12 protein-coding genes are annotated in these 18,372 nt (G+C 63.7%); 4 read left to right on the top strand and 8 right to left on the bottom strand.

Annotated features, from left to right (window positions below; all coding sequences use genetic code 11):
* The first annotated feature begins 14 nt into the window (after window positions 1–14).
* The 3 genes from SAS01S_RS09570 (at window position 15) to SAS01S_RS09580 (ending at window position 3,633) form a co-directional block, all read left to right on the top strand.
* Window positions 15–1,700 (top strand): GMC oxidoreductase, encoded by a 1,686-nt coding sequence (locus SAS01S_RS09570; protein ID WP_066807458.1) that lies wholly within the window; start codon window positions 15–17, stop codon window positions 1,698–1,700.
* Window positions 1,701–1,756: 56 nt separating this feature from the next.
* The gene (locus SAS01S_RS09575; RefSeq protein ID WP_218016279.1) at window positions 1,757–2,536 is read left to right on the top strand and encodes a 3-keto-disaccharide hydrolase; all 780 of its coding nucleotides are present in this window, start codon (window positions 1,757–1,759) and stop codon (window positions 2,534–2,536) included.
* Between the two features lie 80 nt (window positions 2,537–2,616).
* On the top strand, window positions 2,617–3,633 hold the full coding sequence (locus SAS01S_RS09580) for an LLM class flavin-dependent oxidoreductase (protein ID WP_066807460.1): 1,017 nt from the start codon (window positions 2,617–2,619) through the stop codon (window positions 3,631–3,633).
* Between the two features lie 97 nt (window positions 3,634–3,730).
* Here the strand turns inward: SAS01S_RS09580 and SAS01S_RS09585 are convergent, their stop codons facing one another.
* Window positions 3,731–4,636: an AraC family transcriptional regulator gene (locus SAS01S_RS09585; RefSeq protein WP_066807461.1), complete on the bottom strand. Its 906-nt coding sequence runs from the start codon at window positions 4,634–4,636 to the stop codon at window positions 3,731–3,733.
* A 98-nt stretch (window positions 4,637–4,734) separates the two neighbouring features.
* Here SAS01S_RS09585 and SAS01S_RS09590 point away from each other — a divergent pair, with 98 nt between their 5' ends.
* Window positions 4,735–5,484, top strand: coding sequence for an SDR family oxidoreductase (locus tag SAS01S_RS09590; RefSeq protein ID WP_066807462.1), 750 nt, complete (start codon window positions 4,735–4,737; stop codon window positions 5,482–5,484).
* A gap of 15 nt (window positions 5,485–5,499) precedes the next feature.
* On the opposite strand, the gene SAS01S_RS09595 is transcribed toward SAS01S_RS09590, so the two are convergent.
* From SAS01S_RS09595 to SAS01S_RS09625, 7 genes are all read right to left on the bottom strand, one after another.
* Window positions 5,500–6,399, bottom strand: a complete 900-nt coding sequence (locus SAS01S_RS09595) for an ROK family protein (protein WP_066807463.1) — start codon at window positions 6,397–6,399, stop codon at window positions 5,500–5,502.
* A 105-nt stretch (window positions 6,400–6,504) separates the two neighbouring features.
* Window positions 6,505–8,826, bottom strand: a complete 2,322-nt coding sequence (locus tag SAS01S_RS09600; protein ID WP_066807464.1) for a GH92 family glycosyl hydrolase — start codon at window positions 8,824–8,826, stop codon at window positions 6,505–6,507.
* 22 nt (window positions 8,827–8,848) lie between these two features.
* Window positions 8,849–10,258: a glycoside hydrolase family 125 protein gene (locus SAS01S_RS09605; protein WP_066807465.1), complete on the bottom strand. Its 1,410-nt coding sequence runs from the start codon at window positions 10,256–10,258 to the stop codon at window positions 8,849–8,851.
* A 38-nt stretch (window positions 10,259–10,296) separates the two neighbouring features.
* On the bottom strand, window positions 10,297–12,588 hold the full coding sequence (locus tag SAS01S_RS09610) for a GH92 family glycosyl hydrolase (RefSeq protein ID WP_439646837.1): 2,292 nt from the start codon (window positions 12,586–12,588) through the stop codon (window positions 10,297–10,299).
* Window positions 12,589–12,638: 50 nt separating this feature from the next.
* The gene (locus SAS01S_RS09615; protein WP_157082751.1) at window positions 12,639–13,694 is read right to left on the bottom strand and encodes a glycoside hydrolase family 43 protein; all 1,056 of its coding nucleotides are present in this window, start codon (window positions 13,692–13,694) and stop codon (window positions 12,639–12,641) included.
* 77 nt (window positions 13,695–13,771) lie between these two features.
* Entirely contained in the window at window positions 13,772–16,801 is a 3,030-nt protein-coding gene (locus tag SAS01S_RS09620; RefSeq protein ID WP_066807468.1) for a TonB-dependent receptor, read from the bottom strand.
* A gap of 255 nt (window positions 16,802–17,056) precedes the next feature.
* Window positions 17,057–18,372: glycoside hydrolase family 2 TIM barrel-domain containing protein (locus SAS01S_RS09625; protein WP_066807471.1), on the bottom strand; the 1,316-nt coding region annotated here is incomplete at its 5' end.

Consider the following 18,372-nt stretch of genomic DNA (forward strand, 5'->3'; position numbering starts at 1 on the left):
TCAAGGCATCTACCATGGCATCCACCAGCAAATACGACGCGATCGTCATCGGTTCGGGGATCAGCGGCGGGTTCGCCGCAAAGGAACTGACCGAGAAAGGCCTCCGCGTCCTGATGCTCGACCGCGGCTTCATGGTCGAGCATCAGTCCGGCTATCCCTATGACGGCAAGCCGGCCTTCGAGCTCCCGGCCCGGGGCAAGGTGCCCCAGGCAATCGTGGACAGCGACTATTTCATCGCCAAATACGGCTATCTGTCGACCAGCAACCTCCAATTCTACAATGACGATCGGCTGAACCCCTATGTCACCGACGAGGGCAGCAAATTCCGCTGGATCCGGCCGGCGGCGGTCGGCGGCAAGTCGCTGATCTGGGGCCGCTGGTGCTTCCGCTGGAGCCCGGCGGATTTCGAGGCGAACAAGCGCGAAGGCGTCGGCGGCGACTGGCCGATCCGCTATGACGACGTCTCGCCCTGGTACTCCTATGTCGAGAAATATATCGGCGTTTCCGGCTCGCGTGAGAACCTCCCCTATCTGCCCGATAGCGAGTTCCAGCCGCCGATGCCGATGAACGTCGCCGAGAAGTGGGTAAAGGACCGATTGGAAGGCGCCTTCCCCGGCAGGAAGCTGATCAACGCCCGGCTCTCGAACATGACCGAGGACAAGCCCGAGCAGAATCGCAGCAAATGCCAGTTTCGCGACCAATGCTCCAACGGCTGCTCGTTCGGCGCCTATTTCTCGACCCAGGCCGTCACCTTGCCGGCGGCGCGCGCGACCGGCCGCCTCACCATCCGCTCCGATGCGGTCGTGTCGAATTTGGAATATGATCCCAAGCGCAAGCGCGTGACCGGCGTCCGCTTCGTCGATGCGAAGACTGGCCAGGCCGAAGTGGTGAAAGCACCTCTGGTCTTCCTGTGCGCGTCTGCGATGGCTTCGGTCCAGATCCTGATGAACAGCCGCGCGCCGGGGACGGATCGCAGCTATTTCGACACGAGCGGCACGCTCGGCCGCTACGTCATGGATCATATCTTCCGCACGCACATCACGGGCGAGGTGCCGGGCATGACGGAATATATCGAATATGGCCGCCGGCCCGGGGCGATCTACATTCCCCGTTTCCGCAACATCGGCACCGATGACGGCGTCGGTTTCAAGCGCGGCTATGGCTATCAGGGCAGCGCGAGCCGTAGCCCGTCCAAGCCGGTCGGCTTCGGCGCGTCGATGAAGGAAGGCATGCGCCGCTACGATCCGTGGAGATTCTCGATTGGGGCGTTTGGCGAATGCCTGCCCTACGAGGACAATCGCGTCTCGCTGCATCCCACCAGGGTCGACCGTTTCGGCATCCCGCAATTACGGTTCGACGTGACGTTCCGGGACAATGAGTTGCGCATGATGGCGGATGCCCGCGCGCAGGGCGAGATGATGTTGCGCCAGGCAGGCTTGACCAACGTGACCAGCGGCGAGTCCGAGCATGTCCCCGGCGAGGCGATCCACGAAATGGGCGGCGCACGGATGGGCGACGATCCGCGCACCTCGGTGCTCAACAAGTGGAACCAGGCGCATGAGGCGGCCAATCTGTTCGTGACCGATGGGTCGCAGATGAACTCCATCTCCTGCGTCAATCCGTCGCTGACTTTCATGGCGCTGACCTGCCGGGCAGTGGACCATGCGGTGAAGCAGCTGCACGCCGGCGCCCTGGCTTGAGCGGGGAACGTCGTGGCGGTTCCGCTGACCGGGACCAAATCGAAAGGATGAGCGCGATGAAATCGATCCTGCGGGGCACGAGCCTGTTGCTGGTCATGGCCCCGTTGGCCGCCATGGCGCAGGACTCCAAGCCGAAGCCGGAGGACACGGAGGTCTGGTCCCCCGCCGTGCCCGTGGTGTCCCCCGGCAAGAGCGAGACTGCGTCGCCGCCATCCGACGCGATCGTCCTGTTCGACGGCAAGTCGCTCGATCAATGGGTAAACGTGAAGGACGGCGCGTCGGCGGGCTGGACGGTCGCGGACGGCATCGTGACCGTGGCGAAGGACAAGGGCAACATCCAGACCCGCCGATCCTTCGGCAGCTACCAGCTTCACCTCGAATATCGCATCCCGACCAATGTCACCGGAACGGGGCAGGCGCGCGGCAATAGCGGCCTGTTCCTGGCCTCAACCGGTCCGGGCGACACCGGCTACGAACTGCAGATCTTGGACAGCTACAAGAACGAAACCTATGTCAACGGGCAGGCCGGCGCGATCTACAAACAATACCCGCCGCTCGCCAATCCGGTGCGCAAGCCGGGAGAGTGGCAGAGCGTGGACGTCGTGTGGGACAAGCCGACCTTCGACGCGAACGGGGCGTTGAAGACCCCGGCCCATGTCACCGCCTTCATCAACGGCGTGCTGGTGCAGAACCATGTCTCGCTGCTCGGCGAGACGCTCTATATCGGCAAGCCGAGCTACAAGGCGTACGATCGCGCGCCGATCAAGCTGCAGGCGCATGGCGATCCCAGCCCGCCGATCAGCTATCGCAACATTTGGGTGCGCGACCTGGGATAGGTCCCGAACCTCTCGATCGGAAACAGTGAAATTCCGGCGCGAGCCTTGCGGTTCGAGCGATCGACCGCCAGCTCTTCGGCATGAAGAAAATCGGCTTCCTCTCGTTCGGACATTGGTCTGCCTCGTCGCAATCGGCGACTCGCTCCGCCAGCGATGTCCTGCTGCAATCGATCGACCTTGCCGTCGCCGCCGAGGAGCTTGGCGCCGATGGCGCCTATTTCCGCGTGCATCACTTCGCGCAGCAGCTGGCCTCGCCGTTCCCGCTACTCGCAGCCGTCGGCGCCAGGACCAGCCGCATCGAGATCGGCACCGGCGTGATCGACATGCGCTACGAGAACCCATTCTACATGCTCGAGGATGCTGGCTCCGCCGACCTTATCAGCGGGGGACGCCTGCAGCTTGGAATCAGCCGCGGCTCGCCCGAGCAGGTGATCGAGGGTTGGCGGCACTTCGGCTATTCGCCGGCCGAGGGCCAGAACGATGCCGATATGGGGCGCCGCCATGCCGAGGTCTTCCTTGAGCTGTTGAAGGGCGACGGCTTCGCCCAGCCGAACCCGCGGCCGATGTTTCCCAATCCTCCCGGACTGTTGCGCCTGGAACCGCACTCGCCCGGCTTGCGCGAGCGTATCTGGTGGGGTTCGGGGTCGAACGCCACCGCGGTCTGGGCGGCGCAGATGGGAATGAACCTGCAAAGCTCGACGCTCAAGGCCGACGAATCCGGCGAGCCGTTCCACGTCCAGCAGGCCAAGCAGATTCGCGCTTACCGCGCAGCGTGGAAAGAAGCGGGCCACGACCGCGAGCCTCGCGTCTCGGTGTCGCGATCGATCTTCGCGGTGATGAACGACCAGGACCGCGCCTATTTCGGCCGCGACGGCAGCAGCGACCAGATCGGGGTCATCGACAATATGCGCGCGGTTTTCGGCCGCTCCTATGCCGCCGAGCCTGACCGCCTGATCGCGGAGCTAAAGGCGGACGAGGCGATCGCCGAAGCCGATACGTTGCTGCTGACCGTGCCCAACCAACTCGGTGTGGAGTACAACGCGCACGTCCTCGAAAGCATCCTCAGGCACGTCGCCCCGGCTCTTGACTGGCGATAGGACGTCGCGGCGGCCGGGACATCAGATGGAGCGGCGTTCGCGTCGGACTGACAACAGCCAACGCCGCTCGCTCGCGCTTCTTCCTCATCGCTATTGATCAACTGGCCGTTCCATCTCGTGCGTAGCGCGCCGGCGGTATGCCCACATGGCGGGTAAAAGCGGTGCTGAACGTGCTCGCGGATCCATAGCCGACGCGGACGGCGACCTGCGGAACCGCGAACTCGCGCGAGCGCAGCAAGCGCTTGGCAAGTGCCATACGCCAGGCGAGCAGATATTCCATCGGCGGCAACCCGACAATTCGGCTGAAGCGGGCGAAGAAGGCAGAGCGTGACATCGCCGCTTCGGCAGCGAGATCTGCTACCGTCCAGCCACGAGCCGGCTTCGCGTGCATCGCCCGCAAGGCCGCCGCCAAGCGGTCGTCGGAGAGCCCACGCGCCAGGCTCGGCACCGAACTCGCGTCCGCTCCGCTGCGCAGCGCCTCGATCAGCAGCACCTCCAGCAGGCGTTCGAGCACCAGCTCACGCCCGGGCCGCGATCGGCGGGTCTCGTCGCCGACCAACTGCATCAGCGTTGCAAGCCGTGGTTCACCGCGCGCCACCACCATCGCCGGGAGCAACGATATCAGGAGTGCGGCATCGGGCGACGCGAAGCTGCACAACCCGACCTGCATCCTCAGGTTGATCGGCGCGTCCGGCCGACCGACGCGAAAGCGTCCTTCGCCAAGCTCGACCGGCAGCATGTCCATCCCATGAGGCGGCGCGTCGATACTCTCGACGACCTGGTCGTTGGTCGACGGCGACAGCACGAAATCACCGGCGCGCAGGATGATCGGCGGCTGGTTCGCGCCGATCATGCGGCATTCGCCTTCCAGGACCGCGAAATAGACCGGCTTGCCCTCGACATCGCGGTGGATGCGCCAGCGCCCGGCATAGTCGACCAGCTTGGAGAAGCTGGCCGACGGCTGAAGCAGGGTCACGATCTCGGCAAGCGGATCCACGGTCATTTCAGGACTATCGCAAATTTATTCGGGACGTTCACCTATAGAAGGTATCGCGCGCGCGCGCCATCTCTGGATCATCTTCAACACTTCCGGAGCATGTCATGCCCAGCGTCCTCATCACCGGCTGTTCGTCGGGTTTCGGCCTCGAAACGGCGAAATTGTTCCTCGATCGCGGGTGGAAGGTGATCGCCACGATGCGCAACCCCAGGACCGATATCCTGCCGGCGTCCGACAATCTCTTCGTCCTGCCGCTCGACGTCACCGATGCCACCAGCATCGCCTGTGCAATGGAAAAGGCCGGCGATATCGACGTGCTTGTCAACAATGCGGGTTTCGGCGCGGGGGTGCCGATAGAGCTGATCGAGCCGGAGACGGCGCGCCAGTTGTTCGAGACCAACACGTTGGGCACCCTGGCCATGCTGCAGGCGGTGCTTCCGCAATTCCGCGCGCGGCGGTCGGGCGTGATTGTCAACGTCACCTCCACGGTGACGCTCAAGCCCCTGCCGCTCGTCAGCGTCTATCGCGCGAGCAAGGCGGCGGTGAATGCCCTCACCGAAAGCCTGGCGGTCGAGATGGAGCCGTTCGGCGTGCGCGTGCACATCGTGCTCCCCGGCCGCTCGCCCGAAACCCAGTTCGGCAACAATGCGATGCCGCACCTGCGCGGGCTCGACAATCCGGACTACAAGCCGCTGATCGAGGGGATGATCGCCAATTTCCGCGACGATAGCGGCCCGGTGACGCATCCGGGCGATGTGGCGGAGGCGGTCTGGCAGGCGGCTACTGACGCGAATGCCCCGCTCAGGATTCCGGCGGGACCAGATGCGGTGCAATGGATGGCCGACGCAGGGTGATCAACACCTGCCGTCTCAATCGACGGCGTTGGCGGCGAGTGCGATCGAGCCGAGCGGGCCGGCCAGATCGCCCAGCCGTGGTGCCACGATATAGTCGCCGTCGCCGGGGAGAGGCATATAGCCCGCGAGGCTCTCGACCAGCGCCGTGTTGATCCGGTCGAGCAGATGCGGCTGGCCCGATACGACGCCGCCACCCATCGCGATCCGATAGGGGCCGGTCGCGCAGACCAGCGCATGACACATGGCGGCGAGCGTATGGACGATCGGGTCCCATACGGGATCGTCTGGCGACAGATGCGATGGCGACCGTCCCTCGAGCCGGGCAAGCAGCGCCGGTCCCGAGGCGAGGCCCTCGACGCAATCGTCATGATAGGAGCATGCGCTCTTCACCTGATCGATCGGCAGTCGCGGCACCCGGATATGCCCCAATTCGCTATGTCCGATGCCGCGCGTGGGCTGGCCATGTACGATCAGGCCGACGCCGACCCCCGTGCCGACCGTGACATAGGCGAAATCGCTCAACCCCTGGCCGCTGCCCCAACGGATCTCCGCCAGTGCGGCGCCATTGACGTCGGTGTCGAACCCGACAGATACGGAAAAGAGCGCCGACAAAATGCCCCGGACGTCCGCGCCCGGCCATCCAGGCTTGTTGGTGCTGGTGATCCGGCCATACCGTTCGGAGCCGGGATCGAGGTCGAGCGGGCCGAACGAGGCGATGCCGATCGCGGCGAAGCCATGGTCCCGCTCCCAGTCCGACAGGATCGCGCAGATGGCGGGCAAAGTCTTGGACGGCGTGGTGGTCGGCACGGTTCGCTGATCGACGATCGCGTCGGGACCGTATGCGAGGGTACACACGCATTTCGTGCCGCCAAGCTCGACACCGGCAAAAAGCGGAGACGACCCGCCGGCACTCATTGCATCACCGCGTTCATCGTCAGCACACACCACGCACACGTCATTGAAACTGCTCTCGACTATCTAAGAATATTCGGCGCCGCTAAGCGGCTCCATGTCCTGGGGTTACGCCGGCCCGCGCGCGAACGAGGGCGGCCGATCGCGTTTCGCGGCGCCGAACCGCGACGGCCGCGCCCCCATCTCGAAGACGAGATCGCCGCCCTGGATCAGCTCTGAATGCGCGATCCAGTTCTTCGTCCAGGGCTTGCCGCGCCAGCGCACCGATTGGATGTACGGACGGTCGGGCCCGTTGCCATTGGCGCGCACGGTCAGCGTGCGGCCATTGCCGACATCCACCTCGGCGACATCGAACAGCGGCGACCCGAAGACGTAAATCGCGCTGACCGGGTCGACCGGATAGAAACCGAGTGCGCTCAGCACGAACCACGCGCTCATCTGGCCGCAATCGTCGTTGCCGATCACCCCGTCGGGATCGGCCTTGTACATTTCGGTCAGCAGCCGGCGCACCATCGCCTGGGTTTTCCATGGCGCGCCGCAATAGGCGTAGAGATAGGCGACGTGCTGATCGGGTTCGTTGCCGTGCGCATATTGCCCGACCAGGCCGGAAATGTCGGGCGGCGCGTTGGCCGGCAAGGTCGATGGGCCTTTGAACAGCGCGTCGAGCTTGCCCTCGAATACAGCGTCCCCGCCGAAATGCTCGATCAGGCCATAAACGTCATGCTGGTTGAGGAAGGTCGCCTGCCAGCCATTGGCCTCGGTATAATCGCGCCACTTGGGCACGTCGTGGCCGAGCTGGATTGGATCGTATTTCTCCCACCAGGTGCCATCGGAAAAGCGCGGGCGGGCAAAGCCGATCTTGGGATCGATGACGTTGCGATAATTGCGCGACCGCTTGCGCAGCGTGACAGCGTCATCCTTTGCGCCGGCCGCTTCCGCCAGATGCGCCATCGCCCAATCGTCATAGGCATATTCCTGCGTGCGGCTGACCGATTCCCATATCTTGTCGGCAGGGATGTAATTCAGGTCGTAATAAAAGCCTCTGCCCAGCGAACCGTCGGAATCCTTATAGTCGCGATCGAAAGCGCGGCGGCGGATATTGGGCCAGGCGGCGGCGTAATCGGCCTTGATCCCCTTGACATGCGCTTCGGCCAGCACCGACACCGAATGCCAGCCGATCATGCACCCGGTCTCGGCTCCCTGGAGCGTCCAGACCGGGGGGCCATAGGGGCTTTGCTGCGTCTGTCGGATCAGGTCGCGCACCAGCAATGTCGCCTGATCGCGATTGATCAGCGTCAGCAGGGGATGGAGCGCGCGATAAGTGTCCCACAGCGAATAGGCGCTATAGGCCCGTTCGCCCTGCGCCAGCTGATGGACTTGCCGGTCGAGCCCGACATAGCGCCCGTCGCGATCGGCAAACAGGGTCGGTGCAAGCTGCGCGTGATAGAGCGCGCTCGCCATGATCGTGCGTTGTGCCTCGGTCCCGCCGGAGACGCGTATCCGATTGAGCGCAGTGGCCCAGGCGGACCGAGCGGCGGCGTGGGCAGCATCGAAATCCCAGCCAGGAATTTCCGCCGCGAGCGCGTCGCGCGCGCCTTTGACGTCGACGCCCGATAGTCCGGTCTTGACCAGGATCGGATCGCCGCCGGCATCGTCGAAGAACAGCGCGACCTTGAGCTTTCCCCCTGCGACATTCGTCGCGTCCTTGGCGGCCGGCGCATCGTCATCGCCGAAGAACTGGACGCGGTCCGGCTTGCGCGACAGCCGCATCGCGAAATGGATATGCCGCCCTTTGGCCCAGCGGTTGACCGTCCGGCTGCCCGTCAGCACGCCGTCGAAATCCAATGCCAGCGAGGCATTCTCGAGCAGTCCGCCCTTGTCGGACGTGTCGAGCATCGCATGGGCGAAATCGATCAGGATATGCGCCGGGCCGCTGGCGAAGCGATAGCGATGGAGACCGCAGCGCTCGGTGACGGTCAGCTCTGCCTGGACTCCCGATTCCAGCCGAACGCGATAATAACCGGGCTCGGCGAATTCATCAGAGAAACGCTGGCGATAGCCCTTGTCGGGATCGCCGACCGTCCCCGGCTCGAGCATCAGCCGCTGGCGCGTCGGCACCACCAGGATGTCGAGCATATCGCCGATCCCGGTGCCCGACAGGTGCGTATGGCTGAAGCCCATGATCGAGCGGTCATCGCGGTGATAGCCCGAGCAGGCGTCCCAGCCGATATTGTTGGTGTCCGGCCCAAGCTGCGCCATGCCATAAGGCAGCGACGGCCCGGGGAAGGTATGGCCGTGCCCGCCCGTGCCGACGAACAAATCGGGCCGAGGGGCAGCTGGCGACGCTGCCCAAGCTGAACCGGGCATCGCATTGCCGAGCGCGGCAAGACCGGCGCCGGCGAGCAATTGGCGGCGGCTGGCGGTGATCATCGTTCTTCCCTTCCCGGATTGGTCAGATGCGGCCGGCGAGGATCGCCGGCTTGCGCTGGGCGAGCTCGACGATCAATTGACCGAACAGCGCGTTGGCCCAGGCGAACCATGACCGCGTGAATTTTGACGGGCGATCCTTGTCGAAAGATTCGTGCATGAAGCCGGTGCCGCCATGCGTCGCTTTCAACCAGCGCAGGCATTGGACGATCGTCGCGTCGTCGTCGGCGTTCATCGCGTGGGTAACGATCGACATCGGCCAGATCTGGTCCATCCCGACATGCGGGCCGCCAATCCCCTCGGCCGCCTTGCCCCGGGAGAAATAGGGGTTGCGCGGACTCCAGGCGAGCGCCGCGGTGCGCCGGAACAACGGATCGTCGCGTTTGGCTGCGTCGATCAGCGCCAGGCCCGACAGGCTCGGGACGTTGGCGTCGTCCATGAACAGCCAGTTGCCGAACCCGTCGATCTCGTAGGCCCAGACCCGGCCGCCCTGCCCGTCCGGGACCAAAGCATGCGCCTTCAACGCCGCCTCGACTTCAACCGCCAGCGTCTCGCAGTCCACCGCTGCCACGGCGTCGTTGCGCGCCTGGCGATGGACCGCCGCCAGCTGGCGGAGCGCCGACACCGCGAACAGGTTCGACGGGATCAGGAACGGATAGACGCACGCATCGTCCGACGGCCGGAACATCGAATGGATCAGGCCGACTTTCTTCGTCGGCGCGCCATAGCCGTCGAGGATCAGCGAATCGGTAGGCTGTGCGGCGGTACGCTGGAAATGATAGGGTCCCGCGCCGTCCTTGCGCTGCTGCACACGGAAGGTCGCGACCGCGAGCTTCATCGCGCGCGCCCAGGTGTCGTCGAACGGCGTCTTGTCGCGTGTCGTCGTCCAATAAGCGTGGCCGAGCCGCATCGGATAGCAAAGCGAGTCGATCTCCCATTTCCGCTCGGCGACGCCGGGCTTCATGTCGGTCTGGTCCTTTTGCGACCACTCGAGGTCGCTCCTGGCCGCCGGGTCCTTCATGAAGGCATTTGCATAAGGATCGATCAGGATGCAGCGCGCCTGGCGCTGGATTAGTCCGTGGAACAGCCGCTGCAGCGCCGCGTCGCGCGGCGCGAGATGGACATAGGCCTGGACCTGCGCCGAACTGTCGCGCAGCCACATCGCCTTGATGTCGCCGGTGATGACGAACGTGTCGGGTTTGCCGTCGACCATCCCGGTTTCGACCGTGGTGTCGAGCGTGTTGGGATAGCAATTCTCGAACATCCAGGCGAGTTCTGGATCGGCGATGCCGGCCTTCACCCGTGCGATCTCGGCCTCGACGGCGGGGCTGGTGAATAGCCGCCGGGCGAGCGGCGGGCGCTTACTGGCGAAGGACTCCGCGCGCGCGGCTATCGGCAAGGCCGCGTTGAGCGCGATGGCGCCGGCTCCGGCCATGATATGGCGTCGATTGGGGGTCAGCGTCTTTCTCCGGGTCACTTGGCGGGCGCGGTCATCGAGAAGGGCGCGGCAGCCTTGGTGCTGGCCCATTGCTTGTTCGGCGTCGGCCCCATCACGAACCGTAATGTTCCGCCCTGCGCCAACGCTTCGCGGGTGACATAGGCCATATCGTGCGGCGTGCCGTTCAGCGTCACCGACTGGATGTAGACATTGTCGGGGCCGCTATTCTCCGCCTCGATCGCCAGCGTCTTGCCGTTTGGCAGGGTCAGGGTGACCTTCTGGAACAGCGGGCTGCCGATCGCATATTGGCCGACCGTCGGCGTCACCGGATAGAAACCGAGCGCGGACCAGACATACCAGGCCGAGGTCTGGCCGTTATCCTCGTCGCCCGGATAGCCATCGGGCGTCGCCGAATAGAGCCGCTTCATCACGTCGCGGACGTGATATTGCGCTTTCCACGGCGCGCCGGCCCAATCGTAGAGATAGATCATGTGCTGGATCGGCTGATTGCCATGGGCATATTGGCCCATGTTGACGATCTGCATCTCGCGCGTTTCGTGGATGACCGAGCCGTAATAGCTGTCGTCGAAAATCGGCGGAGTGGTGAAGATGCCGTCGAGCCGATCGACGAACTTGCGGTCGCCGCCCATCAGGTCGATCAGGCCCTGCGTGTCCTGCATCACTGCCCAGGTGTAGTGGAGCGCATTGCCTTCGGTGAAGGCATCGCCCCATTTGTACGGATTGAACGGCGTCTCCCACGACCCGTCCTTGTTGCGCCCACGCATCCACCCACTCTGCGGATCGTAGAGCTTGCGATAATTCTGCGCGCGCTGGGCATAGAGTTTGGCGTCTTCGGCCTTGCCGAGCGAAGCGGCGAGCCTCGACAGCGAGAAATCGGCGGTCGTATATTCCAGCGTCCGCGCGGCATTTTCGTTGATGCCGACATCGTACGGCACGTAGCCGAGCCGGTTGTAATATTCGACGCCCTCGCGGCCGACCGCGCTGACGACATTTCCCTTCTTGTCGGTCGGGCGGCCCGCGCTGGTCGTCGCGTTCTTGACCATCGCCTTGTAGAGCGTTTCGACATCGAAACCGCGCACGCCATTGGCATAAGCGTCGGCGATGATGTTCGCCGAATTCGATCCGATCATCACGTCGCGATAGCCGGGGCTCGCCCATTCGGGCAGCCAGCCGCCCTCTTTCACCGTGTTGACGAGGCCCTGCATCATCTCGCTGTCGCGCTCGGGATACATCATCGCGAAGAACGGGAAGACCGCGCGCCACGTGTCCCAGAAGCCGTTGTCGGTGTACAGGAAGCCGGCATGGACCTTGCCGTCATAGGGACTGTAATGGACCGGCTTTCCCTTGGCATCGATCTCGTAAAACATCCGCGGGAATTGCAGCATGCGGTACAGCGCCGAGTAGAAGGTCCGGCGATTGTCGAGATCGGGATCCTCAACCCGGACGCGCGCCAGCTGCGTTTCCCATGCCTGCTTCGCCTTGGCCTGGGTCTCGTCGAAACCGTCCTTGCCGATCTCCGCGTCGAGATTGCGCGCCGCCTGTTCGGGGCTGATGAACGAGGAGGCGACCTTGACCCCGATCTGCTCGCCCGCCGCGGTCTTGAAGCTGACCACCGCCCCGACATGGCCGCCTTCGCGCGTCTTGGCGGCGGAGAGCTGGTAATTGTCGTCCCAGGTGCGGGTGACGGTGAAATCGTGGTCGAATTCGGCGACGAAGTAATTGTGGAAATTGTCAGGCACGCCGCCGCTATTGTTGCGGACATAGCCGGTGATCCGCCGCTTGACCGGATCGATCGTCACCATCGATCCGCCGTCCTGACCATCGATCAGGATGTGCGCATCGTCGCTCTTGGGAAAAGTGAAACGGAACTGCGCCGCGCGCGCGGTCGGCGTGACTTCGGCGGTGACGTCGTAATCGGCGAGATAAACCTTGTAGCCGTACGGACGCGCCTCCTCGGCCTTGTGGCTGAACCAGCTGGCGCGATCCTCCTGCTCGATCTTGAGCGGACCGGTCTCGGCGAACAGCGCGAGCGCGGCATAGTCGTTCATCCACGGGCTGGGCTGATGCGTCTGCTTGATGCCGTTGATCTTTTTAGCGGCATAGGTGTAGCCCCAGCCGCTGCCCATCTTGCCGGTCACCGGCGTCCAGAAATTCATCCCCCACGGCACCGCGATCGCCGGATAGGTATTGCCATAAGACAGCGCATGGTCGCTGTCGGTGCCCATCAGCGGGTTGATGAGGTCGACCAAAGCGGGCTGCGGCGGCGCGGCCTGCTGGGCGTAAGCTGGCGTCGCCGCGCCGATGATCGGCGATGACAGCAAGGCACCGGCACTGAGCAGCGTGACAAAAGCTCTGATCACGATCGGCGTCCCTTTTTCATGATGGCCGGCAGCGGCCGGGGCGCGATGCCTTCATTGGTCATGACGACCGGCTGGATGGTCCCGTCGGCGTTGAACGTCATGCGATCGATCGCAAGTTCGCGGTGGTCGCCATTGTCGTCGCCGTGCGGTCGGCGGTGATAGACGATGTACCAATCGTCGGTGCCCGGCACGTTGACCACCGAATGGTGTCCCGCGCCATTGGCGATGCGGAAATCCTGGGCGAGGATGGTCCCCCTCGGCTCGAACGGACCAAGCGGACTGTTGCCGGTCGCATAAGCGACGCGATAATCGGGGCCGGTCCAGCCGCCCTCCGACCACATCAGATAATAGATCCCCTTGCGCTTGATCACAAAGGAACCCTCGACATAGCCGGGCGGGGTGATTTCCTTCCATGTCGAGCCGTCCGGATAAGGTTTCACCGACTTCAGATCGGGGCTCAGCCGAACGACGTTACAATGGCCCCAGCCTCCATAATAGAGATAGATGCGGCCATCATCGTCGCGATAGACAAACGGATCGATTGGCTGCGCGCCATTGTGGAAGGCCGACACCAGCGGATGGCCGATCGCGTCGCGGAACGGGCCGCCGGGGCTGTCGGACACTGCCAGGCCAATGCCGCCGGTCTCCTTGTCGCTCTGAATGTCGTTGGCGCCGAAGAAGAGGTAATATTTGCCGTCGCGCTCGATCGCCGACGGCGCCCAGATCGCATAGGCCGCCCATTCGATACTCGCGACATCGAGCACATGCCGGTGCCGGGTCCAGTGGACGAGATCGGGCGAGGAAAAAGCGTCGAGAAACGTCTGCTTGAGATATTCGGGGCGGATCTTCGGCTTGGCGCGCTTCGCCGTTTGAGAAGGAGTGAACGGCGGCGCCGGATCGGGCTTGCCGCTGTCGTCCGAATAGGTGGGGTAGATCCAATATTGTCCAGCAAAGATGCGAATTTCGGGATCCGCATACCAGCCGGGCACGATCGGGTTGGAGGCGTGCACGGCGGATGCCGCCGCTAGTGCAAGCCCCGCGGCAAGGCGCATCGCTATCCTTGGCATGCCGTCTCGGCCCCTTGGTTGGGACGGCGGCGGAGAGAGGCCGCCGTCCCGGTTACGATCGATCAGAACTTGAACGCGGCGCCAAGATAGAACCGGCGACCGGTATATTGCGACGAATAATAACGGGCCGTGGTGTCGTTACCGAGATGCGACCGCGCCGTCTCCTTGGTGAGGTTGATCACCGAGCCCGTGATCGTGAGGTTGTGGAACACCTCGACCGAGGCGTTGAGGTCGACCTGCTGATACGGGTCGTCATAGACGTTGAGGCCGGACACCAGCCCCTGCACTCGCTCGCCGCGCCGATTGTACGAGGCCCGCAGCAGCACCGGTCCCTTTTCATAGAATATCGATGCGTTCCACTGCGTCTTGGCGCTGCCGACAAGCGGCGATGTGCCGATCTTCTTGCCTTCGAGCGATACGTCGGCGACCGACGTGTGGTTATAGGTGAAGTTCACCTGCGCGCCGAGGCCGAACGACAAAGTGTGCTGCGCATAGATTTCGACGCCCTCCGACTTGGCGCTCGAACCGTTCGCCTGGGTCGAATAGGACTGGACCAGCACGGTCTGCCCCTGCACTTCCTGGTTCAAGTCGAGCACCAGCGGGACGACGAAGTTCTTCACGTCCTTGCGGAACGCCGCGACGCCGAGCACCGAGCCGGGGTGGAAATACCATTCCGCGCCGATATCGTACGCCCAGGCGGAGAATGGCGAGAGGTTGAAGTTGCCGCCGTCGCCCGACCAGCCCGCACGTTCGCCGAACTGCGCGCGATCGAACGTATAGGCATCCGAGTGGAAGGTCAGCGAGCGCGCCGAAGCGAGGTCGTTATAGGCGGGACGCGCGACAACCTTCGACACCGCGGCGCGAACCAGCAGGTTCGGCGTGACGTCCCACGAGATGTTGAAGCTCGGCAACACGTCCGTATAGCTCTTGGACTCGTTGTTCGGGCTGAAGACCCGAACTTCGCGCTGGGCCTGCGGGATGACCTGGCAATTGCCGTCCGGGCCGATCGGCCGGTTGGGATCGAACGGGCCGCCGGGGCCGTCGACGCAATAGTCCTTCTCGAAATACAGCGTATCGGTCGACCTGCCCGTCTGCTTCGTGTTGGCAACGCGGATCCCGATATTGCCGCGGATCGGACCCGATTTGAAGTTCAGCTGGGCATAGCCGGCCCAGATCTTCTCCCCGATCCTGTAGAGGTTCTGCGGCTGTGGGACCTTCACGGCCGGGCCATAGGTCGTATTGAGGTAGTTCAGGTAATTGACCATGTTGATCGCCGGGTAGGACGATGCCGTGAACCCGCCGGGGATGTTGGTGATCGGATTGCTGTAGAAGAACGACGGCTGCGCCACCGCGCCCTGCGGCGTATCCTGGAAGCGCAGCAGCGTCGCCGGATCCGCATACCAATCCTGCTCGCCGGTCGAGCGCTGGACGCGGCCGTCGCGCCATTTGCCGCCGACCTGGATTGAACTGATGAAAGAGTTATCGAAGCTGCGCGTTACGTCGATCTGGGCATAGCGCTGCTCTATGCTGCTGTTGGTGTAGCCCGATCCGGTCGATCCCGTATCGACCTGAGCGATGCCGGCCAGCAGGTTCTTCTGCACGTCGGGCGAGAAGGTCATCCCCAGGTCGCCGCCGCTGAAGTCCCAGGTGCTGAGAAAATTGCCGTTCTGCGTGACGGTGCCGGTCAGGCGAGGCTTTACCGCGACTTTCATCTGCTGCGACGGACCACCGGTCGACTTCGTCTTGCCGACCGCGAACGACACGGCGAGGTGACCGAGATTCCAGTCGCCATGCAGGTCATAGGTATTCGAAATCTGCTTCTCGCGCTGGTATATGGCCGACAGCTGCGGCGTTTCCATCGTACAGATCGGGGTGTTGGCGGAGCAGCCCTGGCCGGCCGGCGGAACCTCGAACGTCGCCGACTCCATCACCGTGCCGCTCTTGTCGAACTTCGCGCCGGTGAAGAAATTGCCATAGCCCCATTCGGGAATCTTCAGGACATTGTCCTCGCGCGTGCGATTGAGCTGGAAGCGGAAATAATTGAAAGTCAGACGCAGATTGTCGAACGGCTTCAGGTCGACCGTAGCCTGGATGCCGATGCGCTCGCGCTTGTCTGTAGTAATTTGCTCGTCGACCGACTGCGGCGCCCAATAGCCGTTATAATGCTGGCCCGAGCGCGTAGTCGGGGCCTTGTCCTCCGACCAATAGGTGATCGCGTCCTGGTTGGGGAGCACCTTGCCGTTGACGTCGGTTGCCAGCTTGCCGCTGCGGCCGCCATCGGTCCACCATTGCCAGCTCTCGGTCGACCCATCCATCTCGCGATTGGTGCGCTTCTGCCAGCTACCCCCGACCAACAAGCCAATCGTACCGGCGTCGTTGTGCCACGAAATCTGACCAGTGAGCTGGGGTTCGACCTTTTTGGTTACATCCGAGTCGGTGCCTTCAGCCGAAACGAAGCCAGACCAGGGCTTGAGATCGAGCGGCCGGCGCGTGCGCAGGATGACGGTGCCGCCGACCCCGCCTTCATCGAGCCGCGCCTCGGGCGACTTGAACACCTCGACACTGCCGATCATGCTCGACGGCAGCAGCAGATAGTTAAACGACCGCGACGGATCGCCGCTGTCGGTACCGGCGATGAAATTGCCGTTGAGCTCGGTTAGCGTGAGGTCGGAATTCAGACCACGAATGCTGACTCGCGAGCCTTCGCCCCCGTCGCGCGAAATGATGACGCCCGGCACGCGCTGTAGCGCATCGGCGACGTTCTTGTCGGGGAATTTGCCGACGTCCTCCGCAGTGATGACATCGATAAAGGCATTGGCCTCGCGCTTCGTCCGCAAGCTGGCCTCGATCGACTGACGATATCCGGTGATGGTGATTTCGCCGGTCGAGTCGGCAGCCTGGGGATCGGCGGGTTGCACGTTAGCGTCGGGCGCAGTGGGTGTGGCGGGCGCGGTCTGCGCCTGGGCAATGCCGGAGAAACCGCCCGAGAAACCGATTGCCGCGCCGGCGGTCAGCATGAGGTCGCGAATCAGCCTGGCCCGCGACCGGGTGCATGCCGTGCCCAAGCCGAAATCGATGTGACGAATGCTCATATGGATCTTCCCTCTCCATGGATGAGGGCGTTAGCGCCCTCCGATTTTTTTGTTTTCTTCCGACGCCGCGGCTGGGCTCAAAGCCCGTCCGCCCAACTGTCGCGGCGCAATTCAGAATATAAAAAGCAATTTGTCAATTAAATTGTCCAGCGCGATTTATAACGCTCGAAACGCTGCCCCGTCCCGTTGCGTCCCACGCTTACGACGCAAAAAAGTCGGCGCGGCCGTCACAATTTATTTCATATAATCAGTATATTACCGCGTATCAGGCAGCTTCCACAGCGGCGCTGCGACCCCCGACAGCGCTTCCGGCGGCGCCTTGGCCCGCGCACGGTCATAGGTCAGCAGACCGTTGATCTCGTCCTCGACATCGGTCGTCTGGGTATAGATCGACGCACTCAGTCCATCCTCGCGCGCGGCGCGGATGACGCCGTCCATCTTGCGCCGGAACCGGGCGAGATAATCCTCCTCGTCGGTCGCCACCTGATAGCCCCAATTCTTCTGGCCCGGTCGCCAGATATGACCCGCGATCGGCATGCCGATGCCGCCATATTCGCCGATCACGATCGCGCGCCTCGACTGCCGGGTCGGCGTATTGGGTACGTCTTCATAAGTGTGGATGTCGAACACATCCGAGTCGCCGGGCGCGACGTCGAGCCAGCCGCTATCGGCATCGACCAGCCGGCTGGGGTCCATGCCTTTGACGTAGCGGGCCAGGGTCGCGGAATCGTACTGTCCCCAGCCTTCGTTATTGACCACCCACATCACGATCGAGGGAAAGGCGCGCAGGTCGCCGATCATCGCGGCGAGTTCGCTCTGATTCTCCGCCATCGCGTCCGACGACAGCACTGCCTGGCTTTTGCTGGTGCCCGTGACGAACTGGTCCTCGCCGCCGCCCGACGGCATGTCCTGCCAGATCAGAATTCCGAGGTGGTCCGCGTCGTAATAATAACGCGCCGGCTCGACCTTGATGTGCTTGCGCAGCATGTTGAAGCCCGCCTTCTTGAGGAAGACCAGGTCGCTCTTCATCGCCTCCTCGGACGGCGGGGTGTAGAGTCCATCGGGCCACCACCCCTGGTCGAGCGTGCCGTTCTGAAAGAGCGGCTTGTTGTTGAGCAGGATCGCCGGCTGGCCCCCGACCCGCCCGGGACCGATCGAGATCTTGCGCATCGCGAAATAGGCGTCGACCGTATCGCGCGGCGTGCCGGCGATGCGCGCCGCGGCATAAGTCCGATCCTCTCCCGCGGTGAAGCGCGCATCATAGGCCTTGCGGTCGCGCTCCTCCTGCCCGGCATAGGGGTCAGCAACGGTTACGAGCTCGGCCTTGAGGTCGTAGAGATAGGGATCGTCAGGCGACCACAAACGAGCATTGGGGATAGCGAGCGTCGCGCGGCGATTGGCGCGGATGATCGTCGACGCGATCACCTTGCCGCCGGCGCTCGCCGTGAGCCGCACGGCGTCGGTGTCGTTCGCCCAGCCGCTCAACGCAACCGCGACATCGACGACTCCGCGGTCGATGTCGGGCGTCGCGCGGACGTCCTCGATATGGAGTTTGGGCACCGGCTCGAGCC

This window comes from Sphingomonas asaccharolytica NBRC 15499 (genome assembly GCF_001598355.1).
Classification (GTDB): Bacteria; Pseudomonadota; Alphaproteobacteria; order Sphingomonadales; family Sphingomonadaceae; genus Sphingomonas; species Sphingomonas asaccharolytica.